Origin of the sequence: Allobosea sp. (assembly GCF_035944895.1) — a bacterium.
In the GTDB taxonomy this organism is placed as follows: domain Bacteria; phylum Pseudomonadota; class Alphaproteobacteria; order Rhizobiales; family Beijerinckiaceae; genus Allobosea.
Window position 1 is genome coordinate 525628 of the sequence record NZ_DASZAT010000005.1, and the last position, 14685, is coordinate 540312.

14 protein-coding genes are annotated in these 14685 nt (G+C 66.6%); 4 read left to right on the forward strand and 10 right to left on the reverse strand.

Annotated features, from left to right (window positions below):
- Positions 1-123 precede the first annotated feature (123 nt).
- Positions 124-732 (forward strand): 2-hydroxychromene-2-carboxylate isomerase, encoded by a 609-nt coding sequence (locus VGV58_RS04825; protein WP_326872842.1) that lies wholly within the window; start codon positions 124-126, stop codon positions 730-732.
- Here the strand turns inward: VGV58_RS04825 and VGV58_RS04830 are convergent.
- The 5 genes from VGV58_RS04830 to VGV58_RS04850 all read right to left on the reverse strand — a co-directional run bounded on the left by VGV58_RS04830 (position 729) and on the right by VGV58_RS04850 (position 6346).
- Positions 729-1799, reverse strand: coding sequence for a M48 family metallopeptidase (locus VGV58_RS04830; protein WP_326872843.1), 1071 nt, complete (start codon positions 1797-1799; stop codon positions 729-731). The genes VGV58_RS04825 and VGV58_RS04830 overlap by 4 nt on opposite strands.
- A 34-nt stretch (positions 1800-1833) precedes the next feature.
- Positions 1834-2391 carry a LemA family protein gene (locus tag VGV58_RS04835; protein WP_091833473.1) on the reverse strand — a complete coding sequence of 186 codons (558 nt, stop codon included), beginning with the start codon at positions 2389-2391 and terminating at the stop codon, positions 1834-1836.
- A gap of 114 nt (positions 2392-2505) precedes the next feature.
- Entirely contained in the window at positions 2506-3747 is a 1242-nt protein-coding gene (locus VGV58_RS04840) for an MFS transporter (protein ID WP_326872844.1), read from the reverse strand.
- A complete protein-coding gene (locus tag VGV58_RS04845; protein ID WP_326872845.1) occupies positions 3744-4115 on the reverse strand; it encodes a hypothetical protein in 372 nt (123 codons plus the stop codon). Before VGV58_RS04845 ends, VGV58_RS04840 begins: the two co-directional genes overlap by 4 nt.
- Positions 4116-4117: 2 nt before the next feature.
- Positions 4118-6346 (reverse strand): TonB-dependent receptor, encoded by a 2229-nt coding sequence (locus VGV58_RS04850; protein WP_326872846.1) that lies wholly within the window; start codon positions 6344-6346, stop codon positions 4118-4120.
- Positions 6347-6600: 254 nt separating this feature from the next.
- On the opposite strand from VGV58_RS04850, the gene VGV58_RS04855 reads away from it, so the two are divergent.
- Positions 6601-7599 (forward strand): helix-turn-helix transcriptional regulator, encoded by a 999-nt coding sequence (locus tag VGV58_RS04855; protein WP_326872847.1) that lies wholly within the window; start codon positions 6601-6603, stop codon positions 7597-7599.
- A 6-nt stretch (positions 7600-7605) separates the two neighbouring features.
- On the opposite strand, the gene maiA is transcribed toward VGV58_RS04855, so the two are convergent.
- From maiA to VGV58_RS04870, 3 genes are read right to left on the reverse strand one after another with little or no spacing between them, the layout of a single operon-like run.
- Complete coding sequence (maiA, locus tag VGV58_RS04860; protein ID WP_326872848.1) at positions 7606-8241, reverse strand: maleylacetoacetate isomerase; 636 nt, start codon at positions 8239-8241, stop codon at positions 7606-7608.
- A 36-nt stretch (positions 8242-8277) separates the two neighbouring features.
- Positions 8278-9990: a cytochrome c biogenesis protein DipZ gene (locus VGV58_RS04865; protein ID WP_326872849.1), complete on the reverse strand. Its 1713-nt coding sequence runs from the start codon at positions 9988-9990 to the stop codon at positions 8278-8280.
- Positions 9991-10013: 23 nt separating this feature from the next.
- Positions 10014-10226, reverse strand: a complete 213-nt coding sequence (locus tag VGV58_RS04870; RefSeq protein WP_326872850.1) for a hypothetical protein — start codon at positions 10224-10226, stop codon at positions 10014-10016.
- A gap of 134 nt (positions 10227-10360) precedes the next feature.
- Here VGV58_RS04870 and VGV58_RS04875 point away from each other — a divergent pair, with 134 nt between their 5' ends.
- Positions 10361-10849 (forward strand): MarR family winged helix-turn-helix transcriptional regulator, encoded by a 489-nt coding sequence (locus tag VGV58_RS04875; RefSeq protein ID WP_414643865.1) that lies wholly within the window; start codon positions 10361-10363, stop codon positions 10847-10849.
- 12 nt (positions 10850-10861) lie between these two features.
- Here VGV58_RS04875 and VGV58_RS04880 read toward each other — a convergent pair whose 3' ends face one another.
- Positions 10862-11869 carry an LLM class flavin-dependent oxidoreductase gene (locus tag VGV58_RS04880; RefSeq protein WP_326872851.1) on the reverse strand — a complete coding sequence of 336 codons (1008 nt, stop codon included), beginning with the start codon at positions 11867-11869 and terminating at the stop codon, positions 10862-10864.
- A 117-nt stretch (positions 11870-11986) separates the two neighbouring features.
- Positions 11987-12493 (reverse strand): c-type cytochrome, encoded by a 507-nt coding sequence (locus VGV58_RS04885; protein ID WP_326872852.1) that lies wholly within the window; start codon positions 12491-12493, stop codon positions 11987-11989.
- Positions 12494-12938: 445 nt separating this feature from the next.
- Here VGV58_RS04885 and rpsA point away from each other — a divergent pair, with 445 nt between their 5' ends.
- On the forward strand, positions 12939-14645 hold the full coding sequence (rpsA, locus tag VGV58_RS04890) for a 30S ribosomal protein S1 (RefSeq protein WP_326872853.1): 1707 nt from the start codon (positions 12939-12941) through the stop codon (positions 14643-14645).
- Positions 14646-14685 lie beyond the last annotated feature (40 nt).

Genomic DNA, 14685 nt, shown 5'->3' on the forward strand with positions numbered 1-14685 from the left:
ACCGGGCACTATCGCAGGGTTCGGGGCGACGCAATCGGAACCTTCTGATCGATCTGGCGTCATCTGCTGATGGATTGCTGCCTGCGATGCGGGCGGAGCGAAGCGTTGCTGGTTGGGGGTGAGATGCCGAATCGTCCTGTTCTGGATTTCTGGTACGAGTTCGCGTCGACCTATTCCTGCCTCAGCGCTCTCAGGATCGAGGAATTGGCGGAGGCAGCCGGGGTGAGCGTGCGCTGGCGGCCGTTCCTGCTCGGGCCGATCTTCGCCGCGCAGGGCTGGACCAGCTCCCCCTTCAATCTCTATCCGAACAAGGGCCGCTATATGTGGCGCGATGTGGCGCGCCGTGCCGGCCGCAACGGATTCGCCATCGTCCGTCCCGAAGTCTTCCCGCAGAATTCGCTTGTCGCGGCGCGGCTCGCGCTGGCCGGACGCGAAGCCGGCTGGCTGCCGACCTTTTCCAAGGCCCTCTTCCGAGCGCAATTCTGCGAAGGCCGCAATATCGCCGAGGAGGCGGTGCTGAACGCGGCATTGCGCGAAGCCGGGGCCGATCCCGCCAGCGCTTTCCCGGCCTCGCGCAGCGAGGAGGTCAAGGGCCGGCTCAAGGCCGAGACCGAGCTCGCCAAATCGCTGGGCATCTTCGGCGCGCCGACCTTCGTGACCGGTGACGGCGAACTGTTCTGGGGCGACGACCGGCTGGAGGAAGCGCTCGGCTGGGCGACAGACGGGCGCTAGCCGCCCGCCGGCGGTGCCGGCCGCGACCATGGCCCATGCATCGCCGAGGTCTGGGCGATCTCCGGCAAAGGCTGCCTTTCGCTGATCTTCGGCGGGCCGGGCGGTGCTTCCGGCGGCAGGCGCCCGCCGGCGGTCTGCACCAGCGCCTGCACCCGCTTGGTGACGGAAGGATGGGTCGAGAACAGGTCGGCGAAATCGTCGGGATCGTTTTCGAAGCACATGTCCATCACGCCTGACGGAACATTGTCGATGTCGGCTCGTCCCGAGATCTTGAGCAGCGCCGAGATCATCGCGTCCGGGTTCTTGGTCAGCTCGACGGCCCCGGCATCGGCGAGATATTCGCGGGCCCGCGACAGCGACAGCCGGATCAGCACGGCGAGCAGCCAGGCCACTGCGATCACCGCAAAGCCGAGGATGATCGCAAAGCCGCTGCCCTTCTTGTCGCCGTCGGAGGAGATGCGAACCCGCCCGAGATTGCGGAACAGCACCTCGCCGACGAAGGAGATGATGCCGGCGATCACCACGGCGATCACCATCAGCCGGACGTCGCCATTGCGGATATGCGTCAGCTCATGGGCGATCACCGCCTCGATCTCGGCGTCGTTGAGCTGCTCGATCAGGCCGGTGGTCAGCGTCACCGTGAATTGCTTGTCGTTGACGCCGCTGGCGAAGGCATTGAGCGCGTCGCTCTGGATGATGGCGAGCTTCGGCGTCACCATGCCGCGCGAGATGCAGAGGTTCTCCAGCATCCGGTAGAGCTTGGGCTGGGCCTCCCGCGTCACGCCTTCGGCGCCCGAGACAGCCTCGATCAGTCCGACATTGATCTTGAAGCCGATCAGGACCCAGGCGCCGGTGGCGAGCGTGATGAAGGGCAGCCAGGACCAGAAGCGCTGGCCGACGAAGCTCAGCACCGTGCGTCCGCGCGGCACCCCGACATAGCCATAGCCGACCAGCATCACGCCCCAGACGGTCAGGTAGACCATCAGGAAGAGCCCGATGATCAGGGCGGTCGACCTGATCCGGTTGTTGCGCTGATGGGTGTAGAGCCCGAAGGCTTCCCCCGGCATCGCCGCAGCTCCGTTGTGACGCCTGTCGCGGCGCTCAGAACTTCACGGTCGGCGCGACTTCGATCTGCTTGCGCGTCTCTTCGCCGACATCGAAGAATTCGCGCGGGGAGAAGCCCATCTGCGGCGCGAAGAACACCGCCGGGAAGGCCTGGATCGCCGCATTGAACTCGCTGACCGCGTTGTTGAAGAAGCGCCGGGCCGCGGCGAGCTTGTCCTCGACATTGCCGAGGTCCTGCTGGAGCTGCTGGAAGTTTGCGCTCGCCTTCAGGTCCGGATAGGCCTCGCCCAGCGCCAGCAGGCGGCCGACCGCGCCGGTGAGCTGCTGTTCGGCCACGGCCTGGTCGTGCGGGCCGGTTGCAGCCTGAGCCTGGTTGCGCGCCTTGATCACCGCGTCGAAGGTCTCCTTCTCGTGAGTGGCGTAGCCCTTCACGGTCTCGACCAGGTTCGGGATCAGGTCGTGGCGCTGCTTCAATTGCACGTCGATGTCGGCGAAGGCCTGGTTGACGCGCTGGCGCATCGCGACGAGGCCGTTATAGGTCATGATCAGCCAGACCACGACGACGACGATCAATCCAAGGACGACCCAACCCATGGTGTTCTCCTTCGGCTCAGGCGATCTTGCGGCACAGGCAATCTCGCCGGCAACCTTGCATGAAGGACGACGCTAGGGAAGGCGCCGTCGCTCGCAGCGAGCGCTTTGCGCCGGTCAGGCCGGCTTTCCGACGCTGCTGCGCGCCATCATCCTGACTGTCGCGATCACCGCGACCGCCGAGATCGCCGTCGCCAGCGAAAACAGCGCGCCATAGCCCAGCGTATCGGCGAGCTTGCCGGCCAGCATCGAGCCGGCAAGGTAGACCAGCAATTGCGCGCAAGCGAGGATGGTGAAGTCGGTGCCGGGCTGCTCGGAGGTCGTCACCGCCATGAACAGCGAATAGAGCGCGACGATCTCCATATAGCGGATCAGTGTCTGGAAGCCGGCGGCGCCGAACAGCGGCCAGGCGCCGACCACGGCCCCGAGCGCATGGCAGGCGAAGAGCAGGAAGCAGAGCGTGCGCAAGCCTCCAAGCAGAGCCAGCACGAAGGCGATGCCCCGGCGTTTCACCAGCCAGGCGGCGATCGCCGAGCCGGCGAGGCCCGCCGTCGTCGCCGATATCCCGGAGAGATAGCCGATCTGGTTGAGCGGCACGCCGGCATCGACGAGGTAGGAGCCCTCCATCGCCTTCACCAGCCCCTCGCTCGCGCGGTAGATCAGCGCGATCCAGAGAATCTGGCGCGCTTCCGGCCGGCGCAGGAAGGCCCGGATCGACGGGCGCTTGGCCGTCTCTGCCGGCGTCGGATCGCCCTCGCGCATCATCGCCGCCGCGACGAGCGGCAAGAGCGAGATCGCGGCGATGGTGACGAGCATGCCGGTCCAGCCGATGGCATGGTGCAGGACGAGGCCGAGCGTGCCGCCGATGACGACGCCGAAGGCGATCGAACCGCCCTGGATGGCATTGCCGATCGCCCGGTCGGCCTCCGGCAGATATTTCGCGGCATAGCCGTCGGTGGCGATGTCCTGCGTCGAGATCAGCAGTGACGCGACGAAGCCGATCGCGATGATCTTGGTGACATCGAGCGGTCCGACCGCGATCAGCGCAAGGATGCACAGGATCGTGCCGGTCTGGGTGATGAACACCCAGCCGGCCCGGTGCGCCCGGGCGAACGGCCTGATCCGGTCGATCCACGGCGCCCAGACGAATTTGATCACCAGCGGCAGGAGCAGGATGCTCATAGAACCGATGGCGGTGCGCGAGACGCCGGCCTCGCGCATGATCGGCGGCAGCGCCGCGACGAAGAGATAGGATGGGATCGCCTGCGCGAGATACAGGCCGCCGAGCACGGCGAAGAGCCGGTAGCGTGCCGCATTGCTGGTCGGCGCTGCGCCGATGGCCGCTTCGCCCGCGCTCATGCCGCTCTCCGGTGCTTCAGCAGGAAGGCACGGGCCGCGGCTTCGTCCGTCTCCAGGCTGATCGGGAAGGACCAGAGCCGGCGAAAGACGTCGGCCATCGCCTCAGTCGCGCCCGGGCGGACGATCGCGCAGGCGCCGCAGAGCGCGCCGAACTGGGCCCGTGTCCGCTTGAACCAGATCGCCTGCTCGCGCTCGCCGGCTTGCGATAGCTTGCGGCCGCCGCCGAAGACGGTGAGCAGCAGGAAGGGCTCCTGCCGCCGGCCGAGCTCGGCGAGCGCGTCGAGATAGGCGCGCTCGTCATTATCGGCATAGGGCGGTGCGAAGCGTAGCGTCACGATGCCGTCGGCGTCGCTGTCGAGGCTGACCATGGTCAGAAGGTCTTGCGGAAGCCGAGCGTCACGGTGCGGCCCCAGGCGTAGTTGGCGAGGTTGCGCACCGAGGTCGCGGTCGGGTTCTGGTAGTTGCGGTCGAACAGGTTGTTGACCGCGACATAGGCCTCGCCCTCGAGCACCGGGGCGGTGAAGGCGACGTTCATGGTGGCGGCGCCCTTCAGCTTGTTGCGGGTGCCGCGCAGGTCGGTCGCGACGTCGCGATCCGAGAAGGCCTCGCCTTCGAGCCTGAGCTGCATGCCATTGGTGAAGCGATAGCTGCCATAGAGCATGCCGCGATAGGGCGAGCCGATCCTGTTGTTCGGCAGGGCGCTGTCGAGCTTGCGGTCGCCATTGGTGTCGTAGCGGCCCTCGCGATAGGAGAGGACCGTGCCGAGGGTGAACTGCTCGGTGACGGCAACGTCGCCGGTCGCCTCGACGCCCCAGATTCGTTCCCGCTGCTGCGAGATCGTGTTGCTCGCCTGGTCGAAGGTCACGCCTTTGCTGGACGTGCTGATGAAGCCGGTCAGCGAGCCCTTGAAGATACCATGGCTGCCGCGGATGCCGAGTTCGTAATTGTTGACGATCTGGGCTTCCGGCGCGATCGCGGCATAGCTGATGCTGCGCCGGTTGGCCGGCAGGCAGTTCACATTGGTGACCGGGCAGGCATAGGCAGTGGAGATGCCGGCCCGCCTTGTGAAGGCGCCGACATCCGGCAGGGCGAAACCCTGCGAGAAGCCGCCGAAGATCTCGCTGGTCTCGGAGAGCTTCACAGTGGCGCCGAGATTGCCGGTCCAGGCCTTGTAGTCGAACTTGCCGCCGGTGACGTTGAGCGCCGGCAGCACGAAGCTCTGATAGCCCTGCGCATTGTTGGCGGCGACCGCCGCATAGGCGGCCGGGCGGACATAGTCGCTGACATCCAGCGAGAAGTATTCGTAGCGCAGGCCGCCGCGCAGGGTGATCCGCTCGCCGATCGGGATCTGCAACTGGCCGAAGGCGGCGCTCGTCGTCTGCTTCAGTGGCGTGAACACGTCCTGGCCATTGGTCAGGGTCTGCCAGGTCTTCTCCTGGTTGAGGTCGCCGCCCCAGGTGAACTTGGCGCCGGGCAGGATGCGATCGAGCGGGGTGTCGATCGTCAGGTTCACGCCGCCGCGCTGCGAATAGAGCGTGGTCTGGTTGTCGGGGCTCGTCGGCGAGGCCGGGTTGAAGGAGTAGTAGACCTGGCTGTTGTAGGGGTAGGAGAAGGCCGAGTAATTGAAGCGCTTCTTGATGTCGTTGTAGTAGCCGAGCAGGCTGAGCTTGCCGAGGGCGAAGTCGCTGTCGCTGTAGCGCAGCGAGACCGACTTGGTGTCCTCGATGACGTTCTGGCCGGTGTAGAGCCGGGTCCGGTCCGGCCGGGCGAAGGGCGCGGCGTAATTGGTCAGGTATTTCGGGTCCTGATCGAAGGCGATCAGCGAGCCTTGCAGCTCGATGCGCTTGCTGGCGTCGAAATCATAGCCGAGCTTGGCGAGCAGGTTGCCTGCCTTGTAACGGTCGCCGCCACCCTGGCCGAGCAGGCCGTCGGAGGGCAGTTCGCGCCCCTTGCCGTCATAGGTGCGGCCGGCGCCGCGGGCGCTGCCGGAGATCAGGTAGTCGAAACCGTTGGGGATCTTGCCGGAGACGGTGACCGAGGCTTCCGGCGCCAGCGAGCGGCCGAGAGCCTGGGTGAAGCCGCGCACGGCGGTGTTGACCGTGACACGCGGCTTGCCGTCCGCCGCCTTCTTCGTGATGAAGTTGACGGTGCCGCCGGTCGCGCCGGCGCCGTAGAGGCTGGAAGCACCGGCGACCATCTCGATGCGCTCGACCGTGTTGAGGTCGATCAGCGAGAGGATGCGCGAGACGTCGCGCAGTGGCGTGTTCATCGGCACGCCGTCGATCAGCACCAGCAGGTCGCGGCCGCGATAATTCTCCGAGGCGCTCGATACCGTCTGCGTCGACATCGAATAGCCCGGCACCAGCTTGCCGAGCGCCGCCGCGGCGTTCGGGTTGAACTTGAGCTGCTCCTCGATCTGCGCCCGGTCCAGCACCTGGATCGATTGCGGCGTCTCGGCCGTGCTGCGCTCGGTGCGCGCCGCCGTGACGGTGATCGTGTCGAGGTCGATGACATTGGATTGGGACGGCGACTGCGCCACCGCAGCCGAGGCGCAAAGCAGAGCCGGCAGGCTGATGGCGAGGGAAGCGCGCTTGCTCATGAAGACACCTGTCGTCGTTGGTCCGGATCGGTATCCAGGGCGGGTAGGTGTCGCTCCGGGTCTTTCGATCTGAAGTTGTGGTGCCGTTTCGATCTTAGTTTAGAACTAGAATAAACTAGCTTTATTCATTGATCTCTGCGACAAAATCTCTCGATGTGTTGAGTTCTTGCATTCTCTAAAGTTATAGCGAAAGCATCATCTTGGACTTGCGCGAACGCGCTATGGGACAAAAGCGAACTCTGGTGCGGGACGAGATGGCTGTGGCAGCGCTGCAACGGTCTGGTGGCGCGAAGGCTGCCGAGGGCGAGACCTTCGCGCCGTTCTGGCTGGTCTCGGGCGAAGCCGCGTCCGAGGAAGTCCAGGCGATGGCGCACAGGGTTTTCGGACATGTGCCCGAGCGCGATGACATCCGCGCCGAGGCCGCCTTGCCTTTCGCTGCCCGCAGCATGCTGACGACGCGGCCCGATATCGGGCTGATGTCCTGCTTTTCCCCGGCGACGCCCTGGACCTGGCCGGCGCGACAAGGCGGGCAGGAGCCGCGCTACATCCTCGTCCGCCCCTCGGATGGCCGCTGCGTGATCGAGCAGGCGGGACGCCGCATCTCGCTGCGCGCGCGGGATGCCGCCGTTGTCGATCTAGCACAGGAGACGCGCTTCACTCTGGTCGAGCTCGGCCGGATCGACCTGATCGCGCTCGATCCGGTGCGTTTGCCGGCGCTGAAAGAGCTCGCTTCCGACGAGCTGATGCAAACGATTCCGCGTGGCAATCGCGGCCTGCAGGTACTGGCGCATTACGGCGCGCTGCTCTTGCGCGGCCTGTTTCCGCTCAACTCGGCGCCGCTGCGCGATCTCGCCATCGGCCATGTCCACGATTTGATCGGCGTGATGCTGGCCGACCGCAGCGCGCCGCCCGCTACGGCGACGCCGCGGCGTGGCGGCCGGCTCGCTGCGATCAAGGCCGATATCGAGACCAGGCTGGAGCGGCGCGAGCTCTCGATCGACATGATCGCCGGGCTCTATGGCGTGACTCCGCGCGCCATCCAGAAAGCCTTCGGCGCGGAAGGGCGCACCTTCTCCGACTATGTGCTGGAGCGGCGACTCGAACGCGCCTGGCTCAAGCTGATGTCGGCCGAGGACGCCGCCGTCACGATCAGCGGCGTCGCCTTCGAGGTCGGCTTCGGCGACCTCTCCTATTTCAACCGCAGCTTCCGCAAGCGCTTCGGCCGCTCGCCTTCGCAGGTCAGGGCGGGCTGACGCCCGCTATTTCGGCGAAACCGGCGCGTTTTCGGCAAAGGCCGGAATGGCGCGGCAATGGCCGGCGATCTCGGCGATATTGGGCCATTGCGCGATATCAAGCCCGATGCGGGTGGCTCCGACCATCTGCGGGAACAGCACGATATCGGCGATGGACGGCCGGTCACCGACGACGAAGCGGCCGGTACGCCGCCTTGCGATCAGCGCCTCGACGGCGCCGAGCCCTTCGCTCACCCAATGCCGGTTCCAGCTCGCGACCTCCTCGGAGCCGACGCCGGGAAGGCTTCGCAAGCGATTCCCGATGCGCGGCGGGAGCAACGCATGGATCTCGACGACGATGGCGAGCGCGATCGATCGGGCGAAGGCTCTATCCTCCGGCTCTGCAGGTAGCAGCGCCGGCTCAGGCTGGATCTCGTCGAGATAACCGACGATCGCCAGCGACTGAGTGAGCAGTGCGCCCTTGTCGGTGAGGAGCGCGGGAACCAGCCCTTGCGGGTTGAGAGCGCGGAACTCCGGGCTTCGGCTGGTCGCATCGTCGCCGAAGATGGTGATGCGTTCCTCCTCGACCTTGAGCCCCTTCAAGGCGAGCGCGATGCGCACCCGCGCGGTCGCCGACGAGACTTCGTTGACATAGAGCTTCATGCTGTCCTCCCGTTCTTGTCCGGATTGGCGGCCTGCTCAGCCGAAGGTGAAGGCGTAGGCGCGGGCGCCGGGGTCGAGGAATTCGATGCTGAAGTCGCGCGCCTTCACCGCATCGTCCTGGCGAACCAGCTGGTAGAGCCGCTCGTCACCGATCGTGCCGTAGCCCTCGGCGTCGATGTCGGCGCCATGGGCGCTACCCGGCGCGGCGCCATCGATGGTGACGCGGAAGCGGACAGGCGGGCTGCCGGGCGCGCGGCCCATGACCAGATGCAGGTCGCGGGCATGGAAGCGATGGTTGATCCGCCCGCCCGCCTGCTGCGACGCGACGAACTCGCCGGCGATGGTCCAATTGCCCGACAGGCTCCATTGGTTGAGGCGCGGGGCGGTAGCGGCCTCGTAGCTGGCCGGCGCGTCGGCCCTGATCCCACCGGGCGAGGCGAAGCCATTGGTCCGGGCATGGCCGAGATAGGTCTCGGGCGAGCGCAGATTGGCGAAGTCGGGTGCTCCCTGCGCGCCCTCGGCCGAGACCTTGGCGACGCCGGGCTCGACCTTGCCGCCAGCTTCGGCGAGCAGCGACTGGATCACCCGCTCGGAGGCGGCATAGTCGCCCTCGCCGAACTCGTGATGGCGGGTGCGCCCCTGCGCGTCGATGAAATAGCGCGCCGGCCAGGCCTGGTTTCCGAAGGCGCGCCAGACCGCATAGTCGTTGTCGATCGCGACCGGATAGCTCACGCCGAGCGCGGCGACGGCCTTGCGCACATTGGCGGGGTCCTTCTCGAAGGCGAATTCCGGCGTGTGCACCCCGACCACGACGAGGCCTTGATCCTTGTACTTCTCGGCCCAGGCCCGGACATAGGGCAAGGTGCGCAGGCAGTTGATGCAGGAATAGGTCCAGAAGTTCACCAGCACGACCTTGCCGCGCACAGCTTCGGCGGTGATCGGCTCGCGGTCGAGCCATTGCCTCGCGCCGAAGAGCGGCTTGGACACGGGCTGCGCCTGCGCGCTCGTAACCAACTCGGGCATGCCGGGAGAGGTCAGGTCGATCAGCCGCTGCTCGATCGCGGCAGTGGTCGGTGCCGAGAGGCGAGTGAGGACGCTGCTGTCGAAGCCGAAGGCGATCGCAACGCTGCTCGCGACCACGGCGACACCAAGGCCGCGGCGCAGCGGCTCGACCGAGGCGGCAGGCCGCCGCGCCCAGGCCAGCAGCCGGTTGCCGAGCAGCAGCACGGCAACGAGCGTGGTGGCAGCGCCGGCGGCATAGGCGAAGAGCAGGAGCGCGGTGTTGAGGCTCGGCCCGCCCAGGGCCGCACTCGCCAGGATCAGCCCCAGCACCGGGCCGGCGCAGGGCGTCCAGAGCAGGCCGGTGGCGACGCCGAGCAAAGCCGAGGAGGCCGGCCGCAGGTCGCTGCGGCCGTCCGCGCCCGCCAGGCGTATCAGCCTCTCGCCGACCGCGGTCAGCGGGCCGGCCAGGCGCGTGGCCAGGGCCGGGAACAGCAAGGCGAGCCCGAACAGCGCGACGAGTCCGAGTGCGACGGTGCGCCCATGGTGATTGAGCGCGATCGCCCAGTTGCCAGCGACAGCAGCGAGGCTCGCGACCCCCGCGAAAGTCAGAGCCATGCCCAGCAGCATCGGCAAGGTGCTGGTCCGGAAGGGCTGGCCGGCCCGCGTCAGCACGAAGGGCAGGACCGGAAGGATGCAGGGGCTGGCGATGGTCAGGACGCCGGCGAGATAGGCCAGAACGAAGTTCATGAGATCGTCTCCTCAGGCGACTGTCAGGACCGAACCGTGCCGCGCCGTGGCGGGGCGTCAGACGTCGTGATCGGGCTTGGGCCGTAGCTGCGCGGCCCGGTGAAGGCGCTGCAGGTCATCGCGAAGCTCGCGGTCGCGGCCAGCATCGCGGCGGCCAGCAGGCGGCGCAGAGCCGAAATCGATTCTGCTGGGCTCTGGGCGGGCTCCGTGGCGGTCAAGGGAACGATGCGGGTCATGCCGTCCTCCAGTAATTTACTTATCGAACGATTTGATCGTGCGATAAGTAAATCAACGAGACGAGTCACTCAATCGCTTGAAAATAAATCGTGCATCAAATATCTGTGAGCGATCCTTCGCCGGGAGATGCGCATTGATTGACGAGACAGGACAGGCGGATCAGCCAGGTGGGGCCGACAGGCTGCCGGGGCTCGACGAATTCCTTTGCTTTGCGGTCTATTCGACCAATCTCGCCTTCAACCGCGTCTACAAGCCGCTGCTCGACGAGCTCGGGCTGACCTATCCGCAATATATCGCGCTGGTCGCCCTCTATGAGGAAACCGACCAGACCGTCGGCCAGCTCGGCGACAAGCTCTTCCTCGATTCCAGCACGCTGACGCCGCTGCTGAAGCGGCTGGAGGCGATGGGCGCGGTGACGCGCCGGCGCGATCCGCAGGATGAGCGGCAGGTCCGCGTCAACCTGACCGCACAGGGCCGGGCTCTGCGCGAGCGGGGCAGGGCGGTCCGGGTCAGCATGCAGCGGGCGACGGGCCTGGCTCCCGAGGGGCAACGCCATTTGCGCGAGGCGATGGTGCGGCTGCGGGGAAACCTCACCGCAGCCGAACATGAGCGCCGCTCCTGAGCAGCGGCTCGGTCAGGCGGCGACCGCCGCCAGTCCCAGAGCCGGCTGGATCTCGGCAAGCAACTCGTAGGAGCGCTTGCGGGCGGCGTGATCGAAGATCGCCGAGGCGACGATCAATTCGTCCGCTCTGGTCTTCTCGATAAAGGCCTGCAACTGCGCCCGCACGCTCTCGCGCGAACCGACGAAGGAGCAGGCCAGCATGCGCTGCGCCTGTGCCTTTTCAGGCCCCGACCAGTAGGTATCGATGTCGTCGATCGGCCTCGGTAGCAGGCCGCGCCGATTGCGCAGCATATCGGTGAAGCGCTGCTGCACAGAGGTGAAGAGGCGCTGCGCTTCCGCGTCGGTCTCGGCGACGATGACGTTGCAGCCGACCATGGCATAGGGCTTGTCGAGCTGCGCCGAGGACTGGAAGCGCTCGCGATAGACGGAAAGCGCGTCCATCAGCGCATCCGGCGAGAAATGCGAGGCGAAGGCATAGGGTAGCCCGAGCACGGCGGCGAGCTGCGAGCCGAACAGGCTGGAGCCGAGGATCCAGAGCGGCACATTGGTGTTGGTGCCCGGCACCGCCTGGATCACCTGGTCCGGTTGCAGCGGGCCGAGCAGAGCCTGCAATTCGAGCACGTCCTGCGGGAAGCGCTCGGAGGCATCGGCCTCGCGCCGCAGCGCCCGCCATGTGCGCTGGTCGGTGCCGGGCGCGCGGCCGAGCCCGAGGTCGATGCGGCCGGGATAGAGTGTCTCCAGCGTGCCGAACTGCTCGGCGATCACGATCGGCGAATGGTTCGGCAGCATGATGCCGCCGGCGCCGACGCGGATCGTCTTTGTGCCTTCGGCGACATAGCCGATCGCGACCGAGGTCGCGGCGCTGGCGATGCCGGTCATGTTGTGATGCTCGGCCAGCCAGAAGCGGGTGTAGCCGAGCCTCTCGGCATGCTGGGCGAGGTCGCGGCTGTTGTGGAGGGCGTCTGCTGCGGTCGAACCCTCGGCAATGAAGGCGAGGTCGAGGATGGAAAGCGGGAACATCGGGCTTTTCCCTTGCATCGCTCCGGCTTGGCGCCGGGCTTCGCGCGGAAAGATCGGGAGCCGCAGCCGCGCCCGCAACCCGTCCGGGCGCATATGCGCCCGGCTCGCGATGAGGGGTCAGGGGCTGGCGACGGTGAGATAGGGACCCGGCGCCTTCTCCGACGGGCCGGCCAGTGCGGGCACCTGGTTGCGGATCGCCGGCAGGCTTTTCAGATAGCTCGCCAGAGCGAGCGCGTCGGCATCGGTCAGCTTTGCATAGCTCCGGTACGGCATTGCAGGAGCGAGCATGCGCCCATCCGGCCGGGCGCCGGTGCGGACCGCCTTGACGATGTCCTGCTCGCTCCAGCGGCCGAGGCCGGTGTCAGCGTCCGGCGTCAGGTTCGGCGGGTAGAAGGTGCCGAGTCCGGGAATCTGGAAGCCGACCTCGGAGCCGGCGAATTTGCGTGCCATGTCCGGCTTTCCGAGGAAGATGCCGGGCGTGTGGCAGCCGGCGCAATCCATGATGTTGGCCAGATACTCGCCGCGCTGGATGCGCTCCTTCGGCGCGGCGGTCTGCGCCTGTGTGATGGTCGCCGTGAGCAGGGCCGCCGCGAGGGTCGCTGTGCCGGCCAGGAATCTGTGCATGCGTGAAGCTCCTTTCACGACTGCACGCAGATGCGCAGCCGGCCCCGGTTGATGGCGGTGTCAGAACGCTATTCGCTGCTGGAAAGGCCCCGCATCCCTGCAGTTGGCGGGCTTGGTTCGCGCCCGCCGATTGTTGTCATGAGGCTGACGTAACGGCAAGTAACCCGAAAGCCTTGCCCCGCTCGGTCGGATCGACTACATCAGCCCCGTCCGAAGGGCCGTGATCGATCACAGCCGGGGGCGGCCAAAGCGGCCGGCTCCCGTTTCGTGTTTGGAAAACGGATCGTCGGATGCGGATCGGCCCCTGCGGCCAGGCGCCGCCGTCCATGGGATGGCACGCTCCGGAAACCGGAGCACCGCGCGGATCGATCCGGAACGCAGCACCAACCCAATCGGCGCCATGCCGGACATCCGCGGGATACGCGGCCGGCGTTCAGGAGCACATATGTCAGCTGTCGAAAGCTATAGCGCGGGCCGCGAGGATTTCGCCGCCCTGCTCGAGGAATCGTTCACCCGGAACGAGGCCCTCGAAGGTACCGTCATCAAGGGCAAGGTCGTTGCCATTGAGAAGGACATGGCGATCATCGACGTTGGTCTGAAGACCGAAGGTCGCGTCGCCCTCAAGGAATTCACCGGCCCGGGCCGGGACGAGGAGCTCAAGGTCGGCGACGAGGTCGAGGTCTATCTCGACCGGATCGAGAACGCGCTCGGCGAAGCCGTCATCTCGCGCGACAAGGCCCGCCGCGAAGAGAGCTGGGTCAAGCTCGAGAAGGCGTTCGAGGCCCGCGAGAAGGTCATGGGCAACATCTTCAACACGGTCAAGGGTGGCTACACCGTCGATCTCGACGGCGCCGTCGCCTTCCTGCCGCGTTCGCAGGTGGACATCCGCCCGATCCGCGACGTCGGCCCGCTGATGGGTCAGCCGCAGCCCTTCGAGATCCTCAAGATGGATCGTCGCCGCGGCAACATCGTCGTCTCGCGCCGCACCGTGCTCGAAGAGACCCGCGCCGAGGCTCGCTCCGAGCTCGTCGCCTCGCTTGAAGAGGGCCAGGTCATCGACGGCGTCGTCAAGAACATCACCGAGTACGGCGCGTTCGTCGATCTCGGCGGCATTGACGGCCTGCTGCACGTGACCGACATGGCCTGGCGCCGCGTCAACCATCCGTCCGAGGTCGTGACCATCGGCCAGACGGTCAAGGTCAAGATCATCAAGATCAACCAGGAGACGCACCGCATCTCGCTGGGCATCAAGCAGCTGCTGGCCGATCCGTGGGATGGCATCGCCGCCCGCTACCCGGTCGGTACGCGCCTGAAGGGCCGCGTCACCAACATCACGGACTACGGCGCGTTCGTCGAAGTGGAGCCGGGCATCGAAGGCCTGATCCACGTCTCCGAGATGTCCTGGACCAAGAAGAACGTCCACCCCGGCAAGATCGTCTCGACCTCGCAGGAAGTCGATGTCGCGATCCTCGAAGTCGACCAGGTCAAGCGCCGTATCTCGCTCGGCCTCAAGCAGACCCTGCGCAACCCGTGGGAAGTCTTCGCCGAGCAGCATCCGGCTGGTGCGGTGGTCGAGGGCGAGGTCAAGAACAAGACCGAGTTCGGTCTGTTCCTCGGCCTCGAGGGCGACATCGACGGCATGATCCATCTGTCGGACCTGGACTGGAACCGTCCGGGCGAGCAGGTGATCGAGGAGTACAAGAAGGGCGACATGCTCCAGGCGGTCGTTCTCGATGTCGACGTCGAGAAGGAGCGCATCTCGCTCGGCCTGAAGCAGCTTGGCGGCGATCCCTTCGTGGATGCCGGCGAGTTCAAGAAGGGCCAGGTCGTGACCTGCGAGATCATCGACGTCAAGGACGGTGGTCTCGACGTCAAGATCGCCGGCACGGACATGACGACCTTCATCAAGCGCGCCGAAATCGCGCGTGACCGTGCCGAGCAGCGCCCCGAGCGCTTCGCGGCCGGCGAGAAGGTCGACGCCCGCGTCATCCTCTTCGACAAGAAGGCCCGCAAGATCCAGGTCTCGATCAAGGCCCTGGAAGTGGCCGAGGAGCGCGAGGCGATGGCCACGTACGGCTCGGCCGACTCGGGTGCTTCGCTCGGCGACATCCTGGGCGCCGCCCTCAAGAAGGCGACGACCGACAAGAAGTGATCATCAGGCCGCGACTAGCGGCCTGACCAATCCATCGGCC

Excerpts from the sequence above, each read along its gene's own strand:
- VGV58_RS04825 (WP_326872842.1), top strand. The coding sequence starts at position 124 with ATGCCGAATCGTCCTGTTCTGGATTTCTGGTACGAGTTCGCGTCGACC.
- VGV58_RS04830 (WP_326872843.1), bottom strand. The coding sequence starts at position 1,799 with ATGCCGGGGGAAGCCTTCGGGCTCTACACCCATCAGCGCAACAACCGG.
- VGV58_RS04835 (WP_091833473.1), bottom strand. The coding sequence starts at position 2,391 with ATGGGTTGGGTCGTCCTTGGATTGATCGTCGTCGTCGTGGTCTGGCTG.
- VGV58_RS04840 (WP_326872844.1), bottom strand. The coding sequence starts at position 3,747 with ATGAGCGCGGGCGAAGCGGCCATCGGCGCAGCGCCGACCAGCAATGCG.
- VGV58_RS04845 (WP_326872845.1), bottom strand. The coding sequence starts at position 4,115 with ATGGTCAGCCTCGACAGCGACGCCGACGGCATCGTGACGCTACGCTTC.
- VGV58_RS04850 (WP_326872846.1), bottom strand. The coding sequence starts at position 6,346 with ATGAGCAAGCGCGCTTCCCTCGCCATCAGCCTGCCGGCTCTGCTTTGC.
- VGV58_RS04855 (WP_326872847.1), top strand. The coding sequence starts at position 6,601 with ATGGCTGTGGCAGCGCTGCAACGGTCTGGTGGCGCGAAGGCTGCCGAG.
- maiA (WP_326872848.1), bottom strand. The coding sequence starts at position 8,241 with ATGAAGCTCTATGTCAACGAAGTCTCGTCGGCGACCGCGCGGGTGCGC.
- VGV58_RS04865 (WP_326872849.1), bottom strand. The coding sequence starts at position 9,990 with ATGAACTTCGTTCTGGCCTATCTCGCCGGCGTCCTGACCATCGCCAGC.
- VGV58_RS04870 (WP_326872850.1), bottom strand. The coding sequence starts at position 10,226 with ATGACCCGCATCGTTCCCTTGACCGCCACGGAGCCCGCCCAGAGCCCA.
- VGV58_RS04880 (WP_326872851.1), bottom strand. The coding sequence starts at position 11,869 with ATGTTCCCGCTTTCCATCCTCGACCTCGCCTTCATTGCCGAGGGTTCG.
- VGV58_RS04885 (WP_326872852.1), bottom strand. The coding sequence starts at position 12,493 with ATGCACAGATTCCTGGCCGGCACAGCGACCCTCGCGGCGGCCCTGCTC.
- rpsA (WP_326872853.1), top strand. The coding sequence starts at position 12,939 with ATGTCAGCTGTCGAAAGCTATAGCGCGGGCCGCGAGGATTTCGCCGCC.